Source organism: Providencia sp. PROV130 (assembly GCF_028482225.1).
Lineage (GTDB): Bacteria > Pseudomonadota > Gammaproteobacteria > Enterobacterales > Enterobacteriaceae > Providencia > Providencia rettgeri.
Window position 1 is genome coordinate 1 of sequence record NZ_JAMPQC010000029.1, and the last position, 22,923, is coordinate 22,923.

Below are 22,923 nucleotides of genomic sequence, written 5' to 3' on the forward strand. Positions count from 1 at the left end.
TCGAAGCCTCGTGATGAAAATCACGAGGCTTTTTTGTGTTTCTAACATACTGAATTTTATCGATAATAGCCTATTGTAGGTTAAACAATATTAATATCAAAAATACGCTTTAAAGCTTTTTTACCGTTGGAAGTAAAAGTAATTTCTCTATAGCCTTTTGCTTTATCTATCCATCTATTTTCCTCAAAGAATTGTAGTAGCAAGGCTCCTGCAAGTCCTCCTAGGTGCATGCGCCTTTCACTCCAATCCAAGCAAGCGCATGCTATTTTTCGTTTTGTATGAGGAATAATATCTATCCCAAATTTTTTAAATTGCGCCATACCAATATCTGATAACTTGTTTTCTTTAGCGGTAAACCAACCATTTTTATCCATAAATTCGTAGATCTGAACAGCAACTTCCCCTGCTAAGTGATCATAGCAAGTACGTGCTTTTCGCAGATGAATAGGTGTTGCTATTGGTGGGGTATACTCTAATTTCATGGATACCCCCATTAATGTTTCTAATAATTCGGCAATATCTGAGCCTGCAAGTCGATAATAACGATGCCTTCCTTGAGATAGACAGCTAATTAAGTGGCTATTTAATAGCTTAGTGAGGTGTGCACTTGTTGTTGATGGTGCTATATCTGCAACTGCACTTAATTCTGTTGCTGTCCATGCTCTACCATCCATTAATGCACACAAAATGCTGACTCTTGAAGGGTCAGCAATCGCAAATGCAACTTTTGCGATAGATTTCTCTAATGGCTCTTTCTCTTCAATGAGAATACTATTTTTGCTTGGTATCATATGGTAGGCTTTCCCACTTCTTTGTGACTTCAGCAGTTAATATATTATTGTCTGTTATTAATATTAGCCTGTTATTATGGTCGCTATATTGGACTAAGATATTAATTTGGTGGCGTGAAAGCAGAGAAACGATTTCTCCAAGTTCGCCTGGGCGTTCTTGTTTTAATTTGCGGATCACAGGTTTTGAAATACTTTCAACCTTCAGCCCTACGGTAGCCAGAGCATTGCTTGCTTTTTCTGGCTGGGTGACGAGAAAATGAGCATGGCTTTTTCCTTCGATAGAAAAAACACCACCACCTTCAAGGCCAATACCATGTTTCCCTAATGTTGTCGCCAATAGTGCTAAAGCACCTACTTGGTTTTCAAGAATCACATGAATATCATACATTAAAATTATCTTCTTTATGGAATGAGTAATCCTTTAGGGTATGGGCAACTCGAATTCGATAATGAGAAAAAATGGTTTGTTGTCCTTCAACTTGCGCTTCAATATGCATGAAATGTTTTTTCCAATTTTTCACTGCTTCCTCTGTTTCCCACCACGAAAGAGAGAGAATTTTTCCTTCAGTGGTTATACTTTGAAAACGTTCAACCGAAATAAATCCCTCTATGCGCATAAGTTCAGATTTTAGTTGACCGGCTAGTTCAAAATAACGATTTTTTTGTTCTGGTACTGGGATGGCTTCGAAAATCACTGCGATCATAAGTCTCTCCTTAATATTGAGAGCTCAACTATAGAGTATTAATTAAGAGATACTTCGATAGTGAACGAAATATTGAAAATAACAGGGGGGATTTAAATGAATGGGAAGTAAGGAGAGGGTTACTTTAAGGACTGATATAAACTATAACCCGCGATAGAACCCGCAATATCATAAGCAAAATCATGCCAGCTCCAACCGGTGCCTTCAGGCCGGCTATCATATAATTCTTTTGCGGCACCTAATGAAACTGAAAACAAGACCCCGAACTGCGCCGCTTCTCTGTGCCCCATATTTTGTCTATCTGCATAAGCGTTACCCGCTGCAGCCATAGCGGCTGAGAATGCAAAATGTTGTGCTTTATCTTTACCTTTCCAATTGTCATTGGACCAATGAAAACCACTGCATCCTGAGATGGAAAATATAAGTAAGCTAAAAATTAATGGCTTAAACATATTAGGTATCATTATCCAGATGATGAATGTAAAAAGCGCCACTTAAGTGACGCTAAATTGAGATGTATTATAAAATCCGACTAATTAACCGATCCACTCGTATTCGACGTAGCCTACGAATAAGTTTTTTCACTTTCACTGGATAAGTTTGGATGCTATCTAGTTCACGAAAATGGCTAACAACCTTAGTATGAGTTCGAATACACTCTAGTTCGTGATTTCGTTGCTCTTGCAATTGCTGTTTCGGGTCGTGAATTAGTACTGCGTTTTCAAGATCTAGCCCCCAAGCGCGTGGGTTTAAGTTGTTGCCTGTGATCAATTGCCAGTGATTATCAACCCACATCCCCTTTAGATGATAGGTATTGTCTGCGTCTTTCCAGAGCCTAACTGTTAACTGCTGGCTATCAATAAAGCGTTGCAAGCGACTAACAAAACGGCGGAGGTTGATTTCATAAAGGTATGGTAATGCACCAATTATTTTAAAGGGTTCTTCTGGTGGAATGTAGAAGTCATTGGCAGTTTTGTCACCAATGATAATTTCTACTTGTTTGCCATCACGGAGTAACCGGCTAATAACCCTGACTAATACCGCAGGTAAATTAAAATAAGGCGTGCAGATTGTTAGCTTATTATTTGTTGAACCCATTAAATGAGTGATAACACGGTTTAAATCGTTTTTCTTGCCGAGGCCAACAAAGGGAGTAACAGACAGTTCATCATTTGATGCATTCCCTGAAAACTGATAGGACGTATCTCGTAAGCTCAGACGGAATTGTTTAATTAGGTGCTTAAATTCAGCTGTTTTTGGCCGAGTCGGTGTATTTAATAGATGAATGGCGTCAGACTGTAACAATGCGTCATCAATAAATTTTTTCATTGATGCGGTAAGTTGGCTGTTTTTGATAAGGTGATAACGGTCATAACGGTATTTATTATGACGCTGTAAATAGACGTCATTAATACTTGCACCGCTATAGAGCAGAGTATCATCAAATAAAAAGCCTTTTAGGTGCAGAACACCCAGTGCTTCCCGTGTATTTACAGGAATACCGTAGATAGGGATTTCAATTTCAGGGTAATGTTTTGCAACATCATAATACCAATCGGCATTTGTGGCATTTGCAGCAGCCCCTATCCGGCCTCGTTGAGCACGGTGCCAGTCTACGAGAATTTTGATATCCAATGATGTATTAGCTTGTTTTGCAGAATATAGAGCATGAAGTACGTCTTTACCTGCATCGTCTTTCTCTAAATACAATGCCGTTATGTAGATAGTATTTTGAGCTTGAGAGATTTGTTTAAGCAGTTCATCACGAAAATCTTCTGTCTTATATAGCGTTTTTACATCAGCAATTTCTTGAGATAGTTTTGGCAAACTGACCAAATATTGTTGATGTTTTGCTTGTTTTAATTTTGACAACATCACAGTGTGAATTTTCTCTTATTAGTCTAATAGCAACTCGCTTTGCGCACATTTTTAAGCGAATGATCTATGGATGATAGCATATTTAGCCAAACCATTTAGTATAAATTGATGACTTGTTTAATTACTATACAAGTTGAGTCGTGTTCTTGGATATTTCTATAAGTGCAGTGTCAGATTAACTACTCCATCTTCAAACTGAACGTCAATTTCAAAGCCGAGTTTTTTCGCTAGGCTAATCATATTACGGTTTTCAGGCATAGTTATTGCCGTCAGTTTTTTAATGCCGTGGCTCCGAGTATAGTTAAGTAACTTTTGCATCAGTTGATAACCGAGCGTTTGCCCTTTCATGTCGGAACGAACCAGTACTGCAAATTCAGCCTCTTGGTTATCAGGATCAGCCATCGCCCGTGTGACACCAATAATTTCAGGAGCTGTATTAGGGTTTTTTACTGCAACAAAAGCCATTTCCCGGTCATAATCAATCTGAGTCATATTGGCGAGGTCATCATGGGTAAACTCACTAATTTCGCTAAAGTAGCGATAATAAAGATCTTCCTTAGTGACTTGTTCTATAAAGGATTTTAGCAAAGGCTCATCTTCAGGGAGGATCGGACGTAGTAAGCAAGTAAGGTCTTCTTTTAAATGAATCGTTTCTTCAAGTTCACTAGGGTAAGGGCGAATTGCCAACCTTGATGTTGTTGCATCATCTGTTGGGCTTAGAGTCATGGAGACATCAAGTAACGTAAATTCATCCCCTGAGGCAAGCAATGGGTGAATGTCTAACCTTGTAATATTCGGGCAATCAATAATTAAATTTGAAACACGTACTAATAGAGCTGACAACCCTATGATATTTAAGGGTTCTAAAGCACTTCGAGATTTAATTTTGTAACTTTTGATGGCATTAATAACTTGGTAGCGAGCTAAAGCCATATTTAGCGGGGGAAGAGCGACAGCAGCTTGGCTTTCTTGTTGCCACTCAATACCGCCTTCTCCTAACATGATGAGAGGGCCAAAAACAGGGTCTAGCTCAACAGCGATTCTGAGTTCTTGAGCGCCAGCTCGATTGGCCATGCTTTGTACCAATAGTCCCTCAATTCGTGCGTTAGGGAAATTTGTTGAAACACGCTCCATAATTGCTTTGGCGGCATCTTCTACCTCTTTAGCATTACGCAAGTAGAGCATGACCCCTTGTACTTCTGACTTATGAACAATATCAGGAGAACGCAATTTCAAGGCAACGGGATACCCAATTTTTTCTGCAATTTCAATGGCTTCATTACTAGAGTGCGCTATCCATGTGGGTAAGCTATTTAACCCGTAGGCTTTTAAAATAGGTTGAACTTCATGTGTATCCAAGTGTAGCTGATTATTTTCCAGTGCTTGTTGAATATATTCATGAGCTTGTTGAGTATTTGCTGTAATACCAACAGGTAGAGCCGGAGTTTCTTTGAGTTGTTTTTGGTTACGGCGATATTCCACCATATGCATGTATGCTGTGATTGCCCCTTCTGGCGTACGGTAGGTTGGGATCCCAGCTTCACTAAATAGCCGACGAGATTCTTGAGATGAATATTCTCCACACCAGTTGGTTAAGATGGTTAGCCATTTCCCTCGTGGGTGCTGCTTAATCGTTTTAATCATTTTTTCTGCCATGGTTTTACTTTCCGTTATCGCACTGGGGGTGTGGATAAGCAATAAAGCGTCATGGTCGTGGCTGTCGAGCATTTTGTTCAGTACATTGATATAGCGTTCAACGGTGGAATCATCCCCCAAGTCAATCGGGTTTTGCGTCGATAAATCAAGAGGTAACAGTGAGCTTAATTCATTTTCTGTTTCAACACTTAGCTTTGCAAGTTTGCCACTACGTAAGAGAAGCTCGTCTAGTGCCATCGCGGCAGGGGCTGAGCCATTGCTCATGATTGACAGACGCTCACCGCGTAATGGTGTCATATAGCTTAATGTCTCAACCGCAGAAAACATTTCGTGAGTATCTTGCACGCGAAGGAGCCCAGCACGCTGGATTGCGGCGTCATAAGCGGCATCTAGGCTAGGTTTATCACCTAGAAGTTCTTGTGCTTTGCGGGTTCGACCGCTTTTTATCACTAATATAGGTTTATTACGTGAAGCACTGCGAGATGAAGATAAGAAACGTCGCGCATCACTAATGCTTTCGAGATACAGCAAAATAGCACTGGTTTTACTATCACGGGCTAAATAATCGAGTAAATCGTCAATATCAATATCGATGCTATCACCAAGGGCAATAAAATAAGAAAAACCGATGTCTCGGTGTCTTGCCCAATCCAGAACGGTATTTGATACAGCGGCAGATTGTGAGATAAAAGCGAGTTTTCCTTTTAAGATTGGAATCGGGGAAAAACTGGCATTCAGACCTTGCCATGGGGCGAGAAAACCGAGGCTATTCGGGCCTAATAAGCGAATTTGATATTGCTGGGCGACTTTTTTTAATTCATTAAACTGAATGGAAGGGGATGATAAAATAATAACTACTTTACAGCCAGCTTCCCCTAATTGCTGTAAACAGGCGACATTACGTGAGTAATGAGTGCAGATAACGGCAAGGTCGGGTTTGAGTGGTAATTTATCTATGGAAGGATAAGCAAGTACGCCAAGGACAGAGTTTCGGTTTGGGTTAACAGGTAAAATAGGGCCTTTAAAGCCGCTGGTAAGTAGGTTCTTCATCATCACCGAACCTGCACGGCTCGGGTTTTCAGATGCTCCAACGACAACAATAGACTTTGGCCGGAATAAAGATTCTAACTGACTGACTAAACCCATGGTTGATAACCCTTTGCTTTGCTGAACGAGATAAATGTTCAATAGATAAAAAGTGGCTGAGTGATACTTATGAATACTATGCCTTATCTTTGCGATTGCGCTAGTTTATCTGGTGAGTTTAATTAATTTATACAAGCACGTTCACGTTTTATCAGTACGATGATCTAAAAATTGTCATTTAATGGTACTGGCCTCGAAAAGAAAGAGAAAAACAGTACCAATAAATAGTTAGAGGTGGGGGGCGGTAAGTAGCATCTGTGCAATAGGGTGATGCGGCTTTCCTTGAAGGTATTTTTGACGGAAAAGATTGAAGTGGCTAAATAGTTGTTGTGAAGCGTTTAAATCTCCCGCTAATTCTAAAACGGTAGCTGCAACTTCAGCGGTACAATGTTGTTCTTCCTTTGATGGTGTACGTAGTAAATAGTCAGTCCTTGCTTTGGTATTAATGGAAAGCATTGGAATATTATTAAGATAAGGACTTTTACGAAACATTTTACGTGCTTCTGGCCAGGTTCCATCGAGTAAAATAAATAAAGCGGGTTTATCCGACAAAGTAGGCTCATTGACCACAACGCGTTCATTTTGAGCGTAGCTTTCTGGAAAGATGAGATAAGGTTGCCTTGAGGTGTCTTGTAATGCCGCCAGTAGCTGGGCATCAGGCTCTGTCCTTGACCACTGAAAGGCCAAAGTGTTGGGTAAAATATCCGCAATCAATTTACCCGTATTACTTGGCTTAAATACTTCACCATCAAACATAATCAAGCAGAATTGACTTTTTGCTTGTGACGATACAGTGTCTTGGCACAGGCATTGTGGGATAGGTAATAAGCAATATTGACAACGTTTTACTCGGCAGCCTCGCGCTTTAAACGGTTTAGTCGATAATGCGAGGCGCTGTTGACGCAGGTGATAAACGGCATTCGAAGTCATGTTGAGTGATATTTTTTAGGTCTAAAAGGAAGGCGCATATTGTACGCAAAACGATTTCTATGCGATAGAAGTATATTCAATAACTTTTAGATGAGATAATAGTGTGAATCGGTAGCGTAGCCATGCAACATCATGTAATCTTCGCGCCATAGCTTAGTAGGGGATAGTGATGAACGACTCAAATGATTTTAGTGGTAAAAACGGCAAAGTAAAAGTGATGTATGTCCGCAGTGAAGAGCAGGACAGTAATAAAGGCAATGATAAACGCCGAGGCGGTGGCCGTGACGATAGGCGTGGTAATGACAAGCGTGGTGGCGATAGACGAGATGGTGCCCGTCAAGATCGTGGTGGCCGCTCAAATCGCCCTGAAGGTAGTCGTGAAGGGCGTCGCTCCGATAACCGTAATGAGGAACCTCGTGAACGTTCACCATGGCGTACTGTTTCTAAGCCAGATAGCGAAGAATTAGCGAATGACCACGGTGGAATCGTTGGCAAGAGTCAAATTGATCCTGAACAACTGCGTAAGCAGCGCCAGGAAGAAACTCGTATCTATGGTGAGAATGCCTGCCAAGCCATGTTTAAAAACCGCCCTGATGCGATTGTTCGTGCATGGTTCTTGCAATCCGTCACACCGCGTTTTCGAGATGCGCTAAAATGGATGGCGGCAAATCGCAAGGCTTACCACGTGGTAGATGATGAGGAATTATCGAAAGCATCAGGAACTGAACATCATGGTGGTGTCTGTTTTATCATCAAAAAACGTGGTGGAATGAGTGCAGATGCATATTTGCAGCAAGCGACAGGTAATGACTGCGTATTAGCACTGGAAGATGTGGGGAATCCACATAATCTGGGCGGTATTATGCGTAGCTGTGCGCATTTCGGTATCAAGGGTGTGATTTTGCAGGATGCAGGTATGCTGGAGTCTGGTGCAGCAATTCGTACTGCAGAAGGCGGTGCTGAGCACATTAAAGCGATTGATGCAGATGGATTAACAGATACTTTGGATAAATTCCGCAAAGCGGGTTATACCATTGTGACGACTTCCAGCCATAAAGGCAGTCAAGATCTCGCAAAAGCGAAGTTACCTGCCAAAATGGTATTAGTTTTAGGCCAAGAGAGTGATGGTTTAAGTGATAGTACGTGGGATCAAGGCGATATGAGTCTGTATATTGGTGGAACAGGTAAAGTGGAAAGCTTGAATGTATCTGTTGCAACGGGAATTATGTTGGCCCAGTGGTGGCAACAAAACCAAGTTAAATAACCCTCACGTTTTATAAAAAAATAAGGCCATACATAAAGGATGCATATCCCACTCTGTATGGCTTTTTTATTTCTGCCACAAAGGCAACTTACTGAATCAGTATGAAAATTTTGCCAAGAGCCTCAGAGAACCCCATAAAATTATATGGGGTTGGGCTGATTAATGAGCACCGCCGCCGTCTTTCGAACCTGCCCCAAATGGTGGCTTAGCGAACCAGACAATGACCATTAGTAGAATGAAAATTCCAGCTGAAAGCCAAAATATCTCATTTGCTGACATAATCAAGCCTTGGTCAGTAATCGTTTTAGCGAGGTATGCCGCACTTTGTTGCTCGTTCATACCAATTTTTGCCAGCTCACTGTACATCTGTTGAGCATTTGGGTTGTATGGGTTTACAAATTCAGCGAGATTTTCATGATGCATTGACTCTCTTTGGGTCCACATCGTTGTGGTAATTGATGTCCCGATGGCTCCAGCTAAGGTACGAGTGAAGTTGGATAAACTGGATGCAGAGGCCATTTTCTCTGGTGGTAGACCAGATAATGTAATGGTTGTCAAAGGCATAAAGAAACAAGCGATAGCTAAACCTTGTACAAATTGCGGCCAAGCGGCTTCAGCGAAACTCATTCCGGGTTCGAATGTATAAGCACGCCAATAGTAACAAACTGCATAGATAATAAAGCTGAATGTCACTAAATAACGCATATCAATTCGGTTACCAAAACGCCCTATAATTGGCGTAATCAGTAGCGGTAATAACCCGACAGGAGCAGAGGCTAGCCCAGCCCAGGTCGCAGTATAGCCATAAACCTCTTGTAGCAATTGCGGCAGTAGTACAATCGTCCCGAAATAGAGCATGTAAGCCAAACTTAGGGATAAACAGCCGATCGTAAAATTGCGTTCTTTAAATAGGGATAAGTCGATGACAGGATGGTCATCGGTGAGTTCCCAGACAATTAAGAAGGCGATAGCGACAACGGCAATAACGGTTAGGACGATAATTTCAGTCGAATTAAACCAATCCAGCTCTTTGCCTTGGTCAAGCATGATTTGTAAAGCACCAATACCGACAACTAATAGTACCAAACCAATAGTATCAATACGCTGAATAGATATTTTAGTTTCACGACCTTTTAAGGTACGCATGATGGCAAAAATGATTGCAATACTAAATGGCACATTGATAAAGAATATCCAGCCCCAATGGTAGTTATCACTAATATAACCACCAAGAATCGGTCCGCAAATAGGAGCAATAACGATAGTCATTGACCAAAGGGCGAGGGCCATGTTGCGCTTGGCTGGAGGATAATTATTAAGCAGCAGGCTTTGAGACAAAGGAATGAGCGGTCCTGCAACTAACCCTTGTAAAACACGAAATAAGATCAACATCTCTAAGCTGCCAGAAATACCGCACAGCCATGAAGTTAAAGCGAATAAGCCTGTGGACCATAAAAATAGCCTGACTTCACCGATTCTACGCGCTAACCAACCAGTAATAGGGATGGAAATTGCATTGGCAACACCAAAAGAGGTTATTACCCATGTTCCTTGTGAGTTGGATGCCCCTAAATTTCCAGCAATGGTCGGAATAGCTACATTAGCAATGGTGGAATCAAGAACTTGCATAAATGTTGCCAACGAAAGGGCAATCGTCATCCATGCGAGTTTTGATCCCGTTAAAGGTGCTGTCGCCACGATTGCACCTCCACCTATTGATTTCCTAGGTTATTATTAATTATCTCAGTAACTATTTTATCTGCAGGAGACATATCGACAGCTAATGCAGCAGTATGGTAAGCAGGGGTATCGCGCATCCCTTTCGAAAGTACTTTGCCGTTTTTATCCAATGTATCAACCGTAACTTCAGTGGATAAACCGATACGTAGTGGATGTTCTTCAAGCTGGGTTGCATCTAAGGCAATACGCACGGGGAGGCGTTGGACTACCTTGATCCAGTTACCACTGGCATTTTGTGCAGGTAATAAAGAGAATGCGCTACCTGTTCCCATATCAAGCCCAACTACAGTACCGTTAAACACGATATCTTTACCGTAAAAATCAGTCGTGACCTTCGCAGGTTGACCGATACGCATGTCCGCAAGTTGTGTTTCTTTAAAGTTCGCATCAATCCACATACCATTGGACGGAATAATAGCCATCAATGGTGTTGAAGGGGTAATTTGTGAACCCACTTGCACACTTCGACGTGAAACATAGCCATCAACAGGGCTGACGATCTTCGTCCGTTGTAGGGTGAGCCAAGCGTTTCTAACTTGTGTCGCGGCCTGTTCTACTGCGGGTTGTTTTTCAATTGCGGTATTCAAAACAATGGCTTGATTAGCATTATATTGTTCTATTGCCATGTCTAATGCAGCTTTTGCACTGACAACGGCTTCTCTCGCGTGTTGTAGTTCTTCTTTACCAATGACATGGCTACTGCCTAAAACTTCGCGACGTTTTAAATCATTCTGTAAGCGGTTTAATTCAGACCGTTTTACGTCAATGTTGGCTTGTAGCTGGCGGCTATTAACCATGTGCTGGCGAGTCTGGCGTACACTGTTCGCTAATTCTGTTTTTGCTTTATCGAGTGTTAATTCTGCATCACGTGGGTCTAGTTCAACCAAAACAGTTCCACTTGTCACGAAGTCGGTATTATCCACATTGACTGTCATAACGCTCCCAGAAACTTGGGATTGTATTTGTACTTGGTTACCCGCGACATAAGCGTTGTCAGTTGATTCATAGTGGCGAAGAACGAGATACCAGTAGACCGCCCAGCCAACGCCTATAATAATAAATAATAGAGTCAAAAAGATAAGCGCATTTTTGCGTTGTCTTTTTTTATTTCGTTGGGGAGTTTGCGTTTGTTGCATTTCCTCAGGGGAACTCATACTCGTATTTCTCCACTTCTATGGATAAGGGTCACGGTTGTTTCCAGTAGTTAGGTATTAACCACTACTGGAAACTGAGACTACAAATGATTTTGCTGCTTGATGGGATATCGTAAAGCACAATGGTGAAAGGATAATGAAATATTATTGGCTGAAAAGTATTTTTTCAGCTTTGAGCTAAAGAATGGCTCAAATACATTAACCTTACAATTTATGTGGTCAATCTTTTATAGTATCTAGTTTTGTCAGTAATTTACGCATCAGCGTGTCAAGCTGTTGTTTTTCATCAGCATCTAAAACAGACCAAATATCAATTAATGCGCTGTGTTGAGGTGGCAATAGACCATTTAAAAATTCAGTCCCTTTTTCTGTGAGGTGTAGATGAAGGCAACGTCTATCGTTGTGACTTTCTTTGCGTTCAATCCAACCATTTTTTTCCAGTTCATCTGCAATTCGTGTCGCGTTGGTTCTTGACGAACCAAGAGCTGCACTGAGCTCAGATGGCTGAATACTGCGGGAGTCTTTTGTATCAAGGATCATGAGCGCCATAAACAGTGTTTCATTAATACCTTGAGACCTTAACATATTATTCCGAGTTTCAAGTAATTTCCCATGAACATGCATACATAGGCGTGTTAGCAGAATTTCTTGATATGGAATAGGACTTTCATGTGAATCTTGTTGTTCTACACGAGCATTGAGTAGCTCTTCAGTCGGTGTAAATGAACTTTCCATTATTGGGATACCTTATTAGTTTCAGTTGGTAAGATTACAACTGTCATCAACCATCTAAATGGTATATTAAAAGATAGAATTAGCAATTATACTTAATTAATATCGCCGATTTTATTTTGATAATGATACATGATTCATAAATTTTATGAATGTAATTTGCCAGTTTTAGTATAGCCCATTGACTATTTCACTCAGAGTGCGTCAGTTTTGGCTATAAAACAACCAACCTAATGCTAAATTAAAGGCTAATTCCAATCATACAAAACAATATATAATCACATGACATTAACTCAATACCATTTTTTTTGTTACCCAATAATTACAAGTTAGATAGATATTTTTAATTTGTAGGTGTAATTACTTATTTTTGTATAATTAAAACATTATTTGATGAAACAGTAATTTGATTTATTAACAGGGATACTACCTTTTTATCGAGTCATTGTATTTGTTTAACTGTGTCATTCACTAATATTTACTTTGTTTACTATTACACCTGATAACTATCAGTTCTGTGATGGTTTGTTTATTTGTTCAATATTCAACATATTGGGTGGATAAAATTGAACCGTATAATTTTTAATACATTATAACTTTTTATATGTTGATGTGTGGACTCGTCAATTTTTATCTAAAAACGTATTGATATCGGTATGAGTCATATTTAGTCATCAGTTGTGGTGATAACGGGATCAAAGCGAATCCCTATAGCCCAAATAATTAAACTTATGGTGGTTAAGATTGCACCTGCAACGGCAATGCCCTCCCAACCTGCATGTTCATAGGCATAACCTGAAAGTAGAGATCCTAGTGCGCCTCCAATAAAATAACTGGTCATATAGCCAGCAGTTAGGCGGTTACGAGCTTCTGGTAATATACGATATAACGTACTCTGACTAGTGACATGAACGGCTTGCACTGCAAGGTCTAACACTAATACACCAATGATAAATGCGACGAGGGAATATTTAGCTAAGCCGATAGGTATCCAGGACAATAGTAACAATACCAATCCGATAGTTGTAATGCGCTTTCCTTTTCCTTTATCGACCAGATGCCCTGCTTGGGAAGCCATAAGTGCACCTGCGGCACCGACTAAGCCAAATAAACCAATAGTCCCTTCGGAATAATTGAATGGCGGGCTGGCTAACAAGAAAGCCATTGCGGTCCACAGTAAACCAAAATTAGCAAATGATAGTGCACCGAGAGAAGCGCGTACCGCGAGCACTGGAGTGCCGAAAAATAGCCGGCCAATAGAGCAAATGAGCTGAAAGTAGTTTAAGTTAGTTTTTTGATGATAACGTGGAAGTTTAATGGCTAGAACAATCATTAAGAGCATCAATAGCGCAAAGGCCAACCAATAGATAGCACGCCAGCCACCGACCATAGCAACAGCACCTGAAACCGTTCTCGCAAGTAAAATACCCAGCAATAAGCCACTCATAATCATTCCCACTGCTTTACCTCGTTTGTGTGGCTTAGCAATAGATGCCGCGAGAGGGATCAGAACTTGTGCAACAACAGAAAATAGCCCTGTAAGGGCGGTACCTAAAAGGATTTGCCAAATATTATTTGAAAGCGCTGTAATTAATAACCCTAATGCGGAAAGAAAGGTCATGGTTAAAATTAAGCGTTTACGCTCAAATAAGTCTCCCAAAGGAACTAAAAACAGTAAACCTGCGGCATAACCGAGTTGCGCGGCGGTGACAATAAACCCAGCCATATTGGTTGTTAAATTAAACTGCCCCGCAATGGTCTCTAAAAGCGGTTGAGCATAGTAATTACTGGCAACGACAAGGCCTGTGGCAATGGCCATTAAAATAGTGAGGCCCGTTGTCAACTCTGCAGTTTGGGTCTGTTTCATGAGGATTACCTATTATTAGCTAGGTGACTACTATAAACAAAATTTATTACCTTGGTTTATTTCTTTTTGTCATTGATGTAAAAAAGCCACCGACTAGGGTGGCTGAGGTTATTAATCGGGTTGTTTATTTTTACTTAGCGGCTGCTTGTGCTTCCTTTACCCAGCCATCAAAAGTGGATTGATGGGCTTTGATCCAAGCATTTGTGTGGCGTTGAATATCCGATTGTGATGCTTCACCGTTATGCATTCTTAAGTTCTGTGCATTGATATCGGCAATAGGTAGCTTCATCACTTCAAATAATTTTGCCGCTGCTGGGTTATCCGCAGCCCATTTTTTATTGGCGACGATATGCATGGTATTTGGTGGGAAACCATAGTTTTTTCCGTTAGGTAGAGCTGTATCTGTTTTTTCACCATTTGGCATTGAAGAGAATGGCACTTCTAACCAAACCACATCACGACCGGGCTTGAGAACATCACTTATCCAATAAGGTGTCCATGTATAATATAAAATAGGCTTACCTTCTTTATATCGGGTAATGGTATCTGCCATCATTGCCGCATAGTTACCTTGGTTATGGTCGACCGTTTTTTCTAGGTCATAGGCTTTTAAATGGTTATTGATGGCCGCTTCACAGCCCCAACCTGGGTTACATCCCGTTAAATCCGCTTTACCATTACCATTTGAATCAAAGAGCTTGGCAATTTTAGGATCTTTGAGTTGTTCAACATTGGTAATATTGTATTTTTCTGCTGTTTTTTTGTCGATGAGGTAGCCTTGGGCTGCATTAACAACATAATTGCCTTGACGATAGAACACATTATCGCCACCCGCAGCGTCATATTGTGCGTTATGTAAAGGAACCCAGCTGGTGGCTAAGTAAGTCGCATCGCCGTTCGCAATGGATGCGTAAGCCACGTTATAGTCGACTTCTTTGATGGGTTGAACATCATAGCCAAGTTCTTCAAGGGCTTTCGCCACAATCAGTGTTTGGAATGTTTCCTCACTGATCGTGCTTTGCACTGGGTTAATTTTGATTCCTTTACCTGGCAGGTCGTTAGCACCGGCAAATGGGACGGCAAACATGGCTGTTAGTGCAGATGCAAGAATGATTTTATGTTTCATTATATTGTTCCCTCTGTTTTTTCGCAGCGAGCTTGGCTTTCATGCTAAGTGCCAAGTTAGGTGCCATATGAATGGCACTCAGGTGAATGGAGGATGTTTTGATTAATGGTTTTTTTTACAAAATGGGCGCATAACCAACCCAATAGGCCCTTTTTGGTACCAACGGCATGATGTTTTGCCACGAGTATCTTGTCCTAAAGATTGGGTAAAGCGGTCTAAGATGATAGCTAGAATAACAATACCGACCCCCCCGACAGATGCGAGACCCATATCAAGCCGACCAATACCCCGTAAGACCATTTGACCTAAGCCCCCAACAGCAATCATTGAGGCGATAACGACCATTGACAGCGCTAACATCAAGGTTTGGTTGACCCCAGCCATAATGGTTGGCATCGCCAATGGCAATTGTACTTTAAACAGCATTTGGCGAGGACTTGCACCGAATGATTCAGCGGCTTCAATTAAATCAGCTGGGACTTGTTTGATCCCTAAAATGGTCAAACGAATGATTGGTGGTAAAGCAAATATAATAGTGACGACAACACCGGGCACATTACCGATACCAAATAACATAACAATCGGGACTAAATAGACGAATGCCGGTGTGGTTTGCATCGCATCAAGTAATGGGCGAATAACTTTAGCGGCTTTATCACTACGTGCCAGCCAAATCCCCAGTGGCAGTCCTATGACAATACAAAACAGTAAAGAGGTGAGGACCAGAGACAGTGTCACCATGGCTTCTGACCAAGCACCAATTGCTCCGATGGCTATCATCGAAACAAATGTGGCCACCCCCATCGCGCGTCCTGCTAATTGCCAAGCGAGTAATGCGAAAATGATAATGGCAACAGGGGGCGGTAGTGAGGTGAGAAATTGTTCAAACCCACTCAAAATAAAATCAATGGGGGCACGAATCCCTTGGAATACAGGACGAAAGTTGAGGACTACCCAATCGATAGCATGCGCAACCCATGAATCAAGAGGGATCAGTGTGTGCTGGAAGGGATCCATAATATTAAACTGATCGGGTATGATGCTATCTGTTGGGGCGGCATCAAGCCAATCACTCGAACTGGTGTCAGCAGGTGTGGTTGTGTCTGATGCATTTCCCCAAGGATCATCCGCAGAGGTGTTTGTTTCGCTAGAGCTTGTCGCTGCCCATGGGTCGTCCGCCGGTATATTCTCAGTACCTTGTGTTGGCGTATTCGTGGCTTCAGTATCCACCCATGGGTCTTGTTGGCTATTCGTTGCTTCTTGATTCTGCTTACTCATTTGGTGTCTCCTTATCCAGCGCCTGTAACAGCATTCCTTTTGAAATTACGCCCAAATAGCGGTTTTTTTCGTTAATAACCGGAACAGCGCAAGGGGCTTGTGCCACGGTAGAAATAACTTCATTTAAGGATGTATCACCTTGAATTGGCTCGATATCAGTTAATATTGCAGCTTCAATACCTGCTTTTTCATGGAGTGCTTTTTCTAAGGATTCAACAGAAACCACACCGGCAAAGGTATGCCCCCGAGAAATTAAATAACCGTGATAGCGGTCTTCATCGTTGAGGACTTTTAGCGCTGAACGAGGGCCAAAACCCGGTGCGATATGCAATAGTGCATTAGGCCGTCTGCGTGCAATGTCCTTAGCACTGAATACTTGGCTGATATCTACACCACGGAAGAAGGTCTTAACATAGTCATTTGCTGGATTATTGAGAATTTCATCAGGTGTGCCAACTTGAACGACAACGCCTCCTTGCATAATGGCAATACGGTCGCCAATTCTCATAGCTTCATCAAGGTCATGAGAAATAAAGACAATCGTGCGTTGCTTATCCCCTTGTAAGGAGAGCAGTTCATCTTGCATTTCAGTACGAATTAGTGGGTCAAGGGCTGAGAACGCTTCGTCCATTAGCAGAATATCAGGGTCATTGGCTAGCGCTCTGGCTAACCCGATACGTTGACGCATCCCACCAGAGAGCTCATCAGGGTATGAATTAGCCCATTTTTCAAGATTAACTTGTTCAAGCGCACTCATGGCTTTCTTATGGCGTTCTTCTTTTGGAATGCCAGAAAGTTCCATACCAAAAGCGGTGTTATCGATGACATTCATATGTGGCATCAGCGCAAAGGATTGAAACACCATACTAATTTTTGTTCGCCTAACTTCGCGCAGCGCTTTGTCAGAAATATTGGAAATATCCTCTCCATCTATCATGACTTGCCCGCTGGTCGGTTCGATCAGGCGATTGAGGAGGCGCACCAAGGTTGATTTTCCTGAGCCAGAAAGCCCCATGACAACAAAGATTTCGCCTTCTTCAATCGTCAGATTAACATCTTGAACACCTACAGTAAGGCCTGTTTTTTCAAAGATATCATCTTTATTCATACCTGATTCTAATAGCTTAAATGCTTGGTCAGGATTGTCCCCAAATATTTTATATAAATTTTTAACTTGTAATTTTATTGCCATATATTATTTACCCAATTTTCAATCAACAAGGAAGACAAATTACCTATATTGAAAGTGATGAATTCTATCGTGATAGTTAACATTATGTTTCCTATCTATGATTATCCTTTGAAAATTATTAGGGCAGAAATTCCTATATTCGTTTTAATGGGTTAGTTAATTATGGATTAAATTCAAATTTCTCCGTTTGAGTTATTAGTAAAATTTGCAAGCAATAAACCCTAGCATAATAAAATCAGCTGACAACCCTAGGTTAAGTATAATTAATCAAAAAAATAGGGATGAAATTTGATGCTATTAATGTAAATAAAAACGATATTAAGTTATATAATGATGAATTTTATGGTTTCTATATTAAAGTTAACTTACTGGTGAGATTGAATTTAATTGAAAATAATTCACACTAATCTAATCAATATGCGAGTTGCCGATTTTATTCGATTTTTATGTGGAATAAATGCTTAATTGATAGATAAAAAAATAGAAATTAATATCAAACTCATTAAATAAATTTATGTAAAATGGAGTGGAAATTGATTGGATTAAAAATAATTGCCAGATTGACTCATTAAAAATGAGTAATTAAACAGATATACATATAAAAAACGAATTAATTTGACTACTTTTTGAGCTAAAAAATACCATGACAAATAAACTCATTATAATTCATCATGGTATGGATTTGGTTGTGAGTGATTCTTATTGATAAGTTAAATTAACAGTTTAATTAGAAGTTCCAGTCATCATCTTCGGTACTGACTGCTTTACCAATAATATAAGATGAACCGGAGCCCGAAAAGAAATCATGATTTTCATTTGCATCAGGAGATAAAGCCGATAATATCGCTGCACTTACATCAGTGACGGTATCAGGAAATAAGGCTTCATAACCTAAATTCATTAATGCTTTATTGGCATTGTAATGAAGGAATTTTTTGACATCTTCCGACCAACCTACTGTGTCATAAAGTTCTTGTGTATATTTCACTTCATTTTCATATAAATCGAATAATAATGAAAAAGCAAAATCCTTAATTTCTTTCTGAGTATTATCATCATATTGTGATAATGATTTTTGAAACTTATAGCCAATATAATAGCCATGTATGGCTTCATCTCGAATAATTAAACGTATAAGATCTGCGGTATTTGTTAACTTTCCTCTGCTTGACCAATACATTGGTAAATAGAAACCAGAATAAAATAGAAATGATTCTAAAAAGACACTTGCGATCTTTTTCTTTAAAGGGTGTGAATCACAATAGTAAGATAGGATGATCTTAGCTTTATTCTGTAATGCAATATTTTCTTCACTCCAGCGGTATGCATCATCAACATCAATTGTTGAACAAAGAGTTGAAAATATTGAGCTATAAGAGCGCGCATGTACTGCTTCCATAAAGCTAATGTTCGATAAAACGGCTTCTTCGTGAGGTGTTTGTGCATCTGGCATTAAACAAGGTGCACCCACTGTATTTTGAATCGTATCTAGCAGGGTGAGGCCAGTGAATACACGTATTGTTAGCTGTTTTTCTGCAGCAGTTAAAGTATTCCAAGAAGGAATATCATTAGATAATGGTACTTTTTCGGGAAGCCAAAAATTACTCGTTAATCGGTTCCATACTTCTAAGTCTTTATCATCCTGAAGACGGTTCCAGTTAATGGCTTTTACTGGTGCGCTAGATATGCTGGTGGTCATAATATTTTCCTATTACAAAGTGCAAGATACGCAGCCTTCGACTTCAGTTCCTTCGAGGGCAGTTTGGCGTAATCGGATGTAATACAATGTCTTGATTCCTTTTCGCCAAGCATATATTTGCGCTCGGTTAATATCTCGCGTGGTGGCATCATCTTTAAAAAATAGAGTCAAAGATAAACCTTGGTCAACGTGCTGAGTTGCCATGGCATAAGTATCAATAATTTTTTCTGGACCGATTTGGTAAGCATCTTGGTAATATTCTAAGTTCTCATTCGTCATGAAAGGAGCGGGGTAGTAGACACGACCAATCTTACCTTCTTTACGAATTTCAATTCGTGAAACAATGGGGTGAATGCTTGATGTTGAATTATTGATATAAGAGATAGACCCTGTCGGAGGTATCGCTTGCAAGTTTTGGTTATAAATTCCATAGGTAATAACAGACTGTTTTAAGCCTTGCCAGTCTTCACGAGTTGGAATTTCGATACCCGAACGTCGGAATAATTCCTGAACGATTTGTGTTTTTGGTAGCCAAATATTGTTGATATATTTATCAAAATAATCACCAGAGGCATAAGTTGAATGTTCAAAACCAACAAATGCAGTTTTCCTTTCAATAGCTAATTGATTGGACGTTTTTAATGCGTAATAGGTGACGGCATAAAAATAGATATTGGTGAAATCGAGTGCTTCTTCTGAGCCATAATAGATATGCTCCCTTGCCAAGTAGCCGTGTAAATTCATTTGTCCTAACCCAATCGCATGTGATTGTCGGTTACCTTCGGCAATGGAAGGGACAGAACGAATGTTACTCATATCTGAAACCGCACTCAGTGCTCTAACGGCAGCCGCTATTGATTGAGCGAAATTTGGTGAATCCATCGTTTTAGCGATATTCATGGAGCCTAAATTACAGCTAATATCTTTACCGATTTGTTGATAGCTTAAATCGTCTTCATAAACACTAGGGCGATTAACTTGCAGTATTTCTGAGCACAGATTGCTCATATTAATGCGTCCTGCAATAGGATTGGCTCGATTGGCGGTATCTTCAAATAAAATATACGGATATCCAGACTCAAACTGGATTTCAGCTAAAGTTTGGAAAAATTCCCGAGCATTGATTTTGTATTTTTTTATCGCTTTGTTATTGACCATTTCATGGTATTTGTCTGTCACACTGATTTCAGACATAGGGACACCATAGGTGCGTTCAACATCATATGGTGAAAACAAATACATGTCCTGGTTATCTTTCGCTAGCTGGAAAGTGATATCAGGAATAACTACCCCTAAAGACAGCGTTTTAATCCGTATTTTTTCATCTGCATTTTCACGCTTCGTATCAAGAAAACGCATGATATCAGGGTGGTGAGCGTGCAAATAAACGGCACCGGCACCTTGCCTTGCGCCTAATTGGTTGGCATAAGAAAAAGCATCTTCTAACATTTTCATGACAGGAACAACGCCAGAAGATTGATTTTCAATTAGTTTTATTGGGGCGCCTTGCTCCCGTAAATTGGTCATTAGAAAGGCAACGCCGCCACCGCGTTTGGATAACTGCAAAGCAGAATTGACTGAGCGGCCAATGGACTCCATGTTGTCTTCAATTCTTAAAAGAAAACAAGAGATTAGCTCGCCACGTTGTTTTTTACCGCAGTTAAGGAAGGTGGGAGTTGCAGGTTGAAAACGACCTGTAATAATTTCATCGACATACAACTTAGCAAGGGATTCATCCCCTTGAGCAAGGGTTAAAGCAACCATACAGACGCGGTCTTCATAGCGTTCGAGGTAGCGTTTGCCATCAAAGGTTTTCAGTGTATAGCTAGTATAATATTTAAAGGCACCGAGAAACGTTTGAAAACGAAATTTGTGTGCGTATGCCTGTTTAAACAGTGCTTTAATAAATTCAAAGTTATATTGTTCTAATACACTGTTTTCGTAATAGTTTTCTTGTACTAAAAAGTCTAACTTTTCTTTTAAATCATGGAAAAATACGGTGTTTTGGTTCACATGCTGTCGAAAATAGTGATGAGCCGCTTCTTTGTCTTTATCAAATTGAATACGGCCTTCGTTATCATATAAATTCAACATCGCATTGAGCGCATGATAATCCACATCTGATATATTTTGCATTTTATCCATTTGGAATAACTCTAGTTGTTTGTACGTTGCCAAAACGTTTTTAGGCCTCGTTGAACGGATTGAACATCTTTATCAGTACCAAGAAGTTCAAACCGGTATAGGTAGGGAATATGGCATTTTTGCGCGATGATATTTCCAGCTATCGCATAGGCATCACCAAAATTGGTATTACCCGCAGCAATAACACCACGGATAAATGCGCGATTGGCTTCAATATTAAGAAATTGAATCACTTCTTTTGGAACAGCCCCTTTTGTACCGCCACCACCATAGGTTGGTAGTAATAAAACATAAGGTTTTGTCGCAATTAGGCTATTTTCGTGGTTGCCAATAGGTAACCGTGTTGCAGGAATACCGAGCTTTTCAATAAAGCGATGGCAATTTTCAGAGCGACTTGAAAAATAGATGAGTGATTCCGTTTCCATGACATCACCTAAGCGGCTAATAGACTAATCATGTCAGGTCGAAAACCGGCCCAATGTTTGTCACCTGCAATAACAACAGGGACTTGTTGATAACCCAATTTTTTTACGAGTTCAAGGGCTTGGCTATCTTCAGTAAGGTCAATAATTTGGTAGGAAATAGATTTGCGATCTAAGGCTTGATAAGTAGCATTACACTGAACGCAGTTAGGTTTACTATAAATGGTAATCTCAGTCATGTTATTTACCTTTTGAATGTTTATTCGCATTAAAAATAAGGCATGTGGCATATAAATACTATATATGGATTTTAAATTTATCAACCATACAATATGTAGTGAATATGAAATGTTGAATGATAATTATTCTAATTGTTAGCTAGGTGGTTATTAACATTGAAAATAAAAAAATATCGTATTAGATGATTCAGATAGAGACTCTAAGAAAAAAGATCATTGCAAAGTGGAAATAATTTACACTATAACTGTATATACAATCAGGTAATTGAGTCCTTTTGAGGAGATACTATGTACCATCAATATTTAGCAACACCGGATAAATTTCCTAAACCGTGGGTCCATATTACGGCTGATGACAACGGGATAACGAGCCTTTATTTTGTTGATGAAAAAACAGAAAAAGAAACGAAGAATGAGCATTCAAAGCTTTGTGTGAAAGAACTAAAGGAATATTTTAATCACAAAAGAACCGTTTTTACGGTGGCATTAAATCCACAAGGCACAGAATTTCAGAAAAAAGTCTGGCAACATCTTTGTGGGATACCTTATGGGGAACGCTGGAGCTATAAAGATTTGGCTTTAAAGTTAGGCTCAGCTAATTATTGTCGTGCTGTCGGCATGGCAAACTCACGTAACCCAATCTCATTAATTGTTCCTTGTCATCGTGTACTTGGGCATGATGGGAAATTAGTGGGGTATACTGGGGGCTTGGATATCAAAGACTGGCTACTTTTACATGAGAAGTAAAATCTAAATAATTAGCTATAGATAATACTATTGGTTGTGATAATTGCTATTGGTAAGAATTATTGTCGAAATCAGAACCTATTCTATCGATAAATAATATTTTTTTATCTTTTTAGTCCATTTTCGTGATCTAGGTTGTAGACAAGTAACTGAGAAATCTGATGTACTGAGCTTGATACAGATGGTGTGTCTATTTTATTTTAAAGGTAATAT

Annotated in this window: 20 protein-coding genes; 2 read left to right on the plus strand and 18 right to left on the minus strand. The window is 40.0% G+C overall.

Annotation, left to right across the window (positions count from 1 at the left end):
- Positions 1–80: 80 nt before the first annotated feature.
- The 7 genes from PSF28_RS18855 to PSF28_RS18885 form a co-directional block, all read right to left on the minus strand.
- A complete protein-coding gene (locus PSF28_RS18855; protein WP_210839857.1) occupies positions 81–791 on the minus strand; it encodes an ArsR/SmtB family transcription factor in 711 nt (236 codons plus the stop codon).
- Complete coding sequence (locus PSF28_RS18860) at positions 772–1,179, minus strand: amino acid-binding protein (RefSeq protein ID WP_272685477.1); 408 nt, start codon at positions 1,177–1,179, stop codon at positions 772–774. Before PSF28_RS18860 ends, PSF28_RS18855 begins: the two co-directional genes overlap by 20 nt.
- Positions 1,172–1,495, minus strand: a complete 324-nt coding sequence (locus PSF28_RS18865) for an antibiotic biosynthesis monooxygenase family protein (RefSeq protein WP_115167768.1) — start codon at positions 1,493–1,495, stop codon at positions 1,172–1,174. Before PSF28_RS18865 ends, PSF28_RS18860 begins: the two co-directional genes overlap by 8 nt.
- Before the next feature lie 119 nt (positions 1,496–1,614).
- On the minus strand, positions 1,615–1,947 hold the full coding sequence (locus tag PSF28_RS18870) for a YfiM family lipoprotein (RefSeq protein WP_210839864.1): 333 nt from the start codon (positions 1,945–1,947) through the stop codon (positions 1,615–1,617).
- Positions 1,948–2,014: 67 nt separating this feature from the next.
- Complete coding sequence (gene pssA / locus PSF28_RS18875; RefSeq protein WP_272685496.1) at positions 2,015–3,370, minus strand: CDP-diacylglycerol--serine O-phosphatidyltransferase; 1,356 nt, start codon at positions 3,368–3,370, stop codon at positions 2,015–2,017.
- 159 nt (positions 3,371–3,529) lie between these two features.
- Positions 3,530–6,175, minus strand: coding sequence for a bifunctional acetate--CoA ligase family protein/GNAT family N-acetyltransferase (locus tag PSF28_RS18880; protein ID WP_272685478.1), 2,646 nt, complete (start codon positions 6,173–6,175; stop codon positions 3,530–3,532).
- A gap of 228 nt (positions 6,176–6,403) precedes the next feature.
- Positions 6,404–7,105 carry a tRNA-uridine aminocarboxypropyltransferase gene (locus PSF28_RS18885; protein ID WP_210839868.1) on the minus strand — a complete coding sequence of 234 codons (702 nt, stop codon included), beginning with the start codon at positions 7,103–7,105 and terminating at the stop codon, positions 6,404–6,406.
- A 169-nt stretch (positions 7,106–7,274) separates the two neighbouring features.
- Between PSF28_RS18885 and PSF28_RS18890 the strand changes: the two genes are divergently transcribed.
- The gene (locus tag PSF28_RS18890) at positions 7,275–8,369 is read left to right on the plus strand and encodes a tRNA/rRNA methyltransferase (RefSeq protein ID WP_210839880.1); all 1,095 of its coding nucleotides are present in this window, start codon (positions 7,275–7,277) and stop codon (positions 8,367–8,369) included.
- A gap of 159 nt (positions 8,370–8,528) precedes the next feature.
- On the opposite strand, the gene emrB is transcribed toward PSF28_RS18890, so the two are convergent.
- The 11 genes from emrB to nrdH form a co-directional block, all read right to left on the minus strand.
- Positions 8,529–10,067, minus strand: coding sequence for a multidrug efflux MFS transporter permease subunit EmrB (gene emrB, locus PSF28_RS18895; protein ID WP_210839882.1), 1,539 nt, complete (start codon positions 10,065–10,067; stop codon positions 8,529–8,531).
- A 14-nt stretch (positions 10,068–10,081) separates the two neighbouring features.
- Complete coding sequence (emrA, locus tag PSF28_RS18900) at positions 10,082–11,263, minus strand: multidrug efflux MFS transporter periplasmic adaptor subunit EmrA (RefSeq protein ID WP_210839885.1); 1,182 nt, start codon at positions 11,261–11,263, stop codon at positions 10,082–10,084.
- A gap of 219 nt (positions 11,264–11,482) precedes the next feature.
- Positions 11,483–11,998 (minus strand): transcriptional repressor MprA, encoded by a 516-nt coding sequence (gene mprA / locus PSF28_RS18905; RefSeq protein ID WP_210839886.1) that lies wholly within the window; start codon positions 11,996–11,998, stop codon positions 11,483–11,485.
- A gap of 664 nt (positions 11,999–12,662) precedes the next feature.
- Positions 12,663–13,862, minus strand: a complete 1,200-nt coding sequence (locus PSF28_RS18910; RefSeq protein WP_272666423.1) for an MFS transporter — start codon at positions 13,860–13,862, stop codon at positions 12,663–12,665.
- 130 nt (positions 13,863–13,992) lie between these two features.
- Entirely contained in the window at positions 13,993–14,988 is a 996-nt protein-coding gene (gene proX / locus PSF28_RS18915; protein WP_210840350.1) for a glycine betaine/L-proline ABC transporter substrate-binding protein ProX, read from the minus strand.
- A gap of 102 nt (positions 14,989–15,090) precedes the next feature.
- Positions 15,091–16,266, minus strand: a complete 1,176-nt coding sequence (gene proW, locus PSF28_RS18920; RefSeq protein WP_272685479.1) for a glycine betaine/L-proline ABC transporter permease ProW — start codon at positions 16,264–16,266, stop codon at positions 15,091–15,093.
- Positions 16,259–17,458, minus strand: a complete 1,200-nt coding sequence (gene proV / locus PSF28_RS18925; RefSeq protein ID WP_004908883.1) for a glycine betaine/L-proline ABC transporter ATP-binding protein ProV — start codon at positions 17,456–17,458, stop codon at positions 16,259–16,261. Before proV ends, proW begins: the two co-directional genes overlap by 8 nt.
- A 727-nt stretch (positions 17,459–18,185) precedes the next feature.
- The gene (gene nrdF, locus PSF28_RS18930) at positions 18,186–19,157 is read right to left on the minus strand and encodes a class 1b ribonucleoside-diphosphate reductase subunit beta (protein WP_210840375.1); all 972 of its coding nucleotides are present in this window, start codon (positions 19,155–19,157) and stop codon (positions 18,186–18,188) included.
- 12 nt (positions 19,158–19,169) lie between these two features.
- Positions 19,170–21,302, minus strand: a complete 2,133-nt coding sequence (gene nrdE, locus PSF28_RS18935; RefSeq protein ID WP_210840374.1) for a class 1b ribonucleoside-diphosphate reductase subunit alpha — start codon at positions 21,300–21,302, stop codon at positions 19,170–19,172.
- Positions 21,303–21,313: 11 nt separating this feature from the next.
- Positions 21,314–21,727, minus strand: a complete 414-nt coding sequence (gene nrdI / locus PSF28_RS18940) for a class Ib ribonucleoside-diphosphate reductase assembly flavoprotein NrdI (RefSeq protein ID WP_210840373.1) — start codon at positions 21,725–21,727, stop codon at positions 21,314–21,316.
- Between the two features lie 8 nt (positions 21,728–21,735).
- The gene (gene nrdH / locus PSF28_RS18945) at positions 21,736–21,963 is read right to left on the minus strand and encodes a glutaredoxin-like protein NrdH (protein WP_210840372.1); all 228 of its coding nucleotides are present in this window, start codon (positions 21,961–21,963) and stop codon (positions 21,736–21,738) included.
- Between the two features lie 288 nt (positions 21,964–22,251).
- On the opposite strand from nrdH, the gene PSF28_RS18950 reads away from it, so the two are divergent.
- A complete protein-coding gene (locus PSF28_RS18950; protein WP_210840371.1) occupies positions 22,252–22,710 on the plus strand; it encodes a methylated-DNA--[protein]-cysteine S-methyltransferase in 459 nt (152 codons plus the stop codon).
- Positions 22,711–22,923 lie beyond the last annotated feature (213 nt).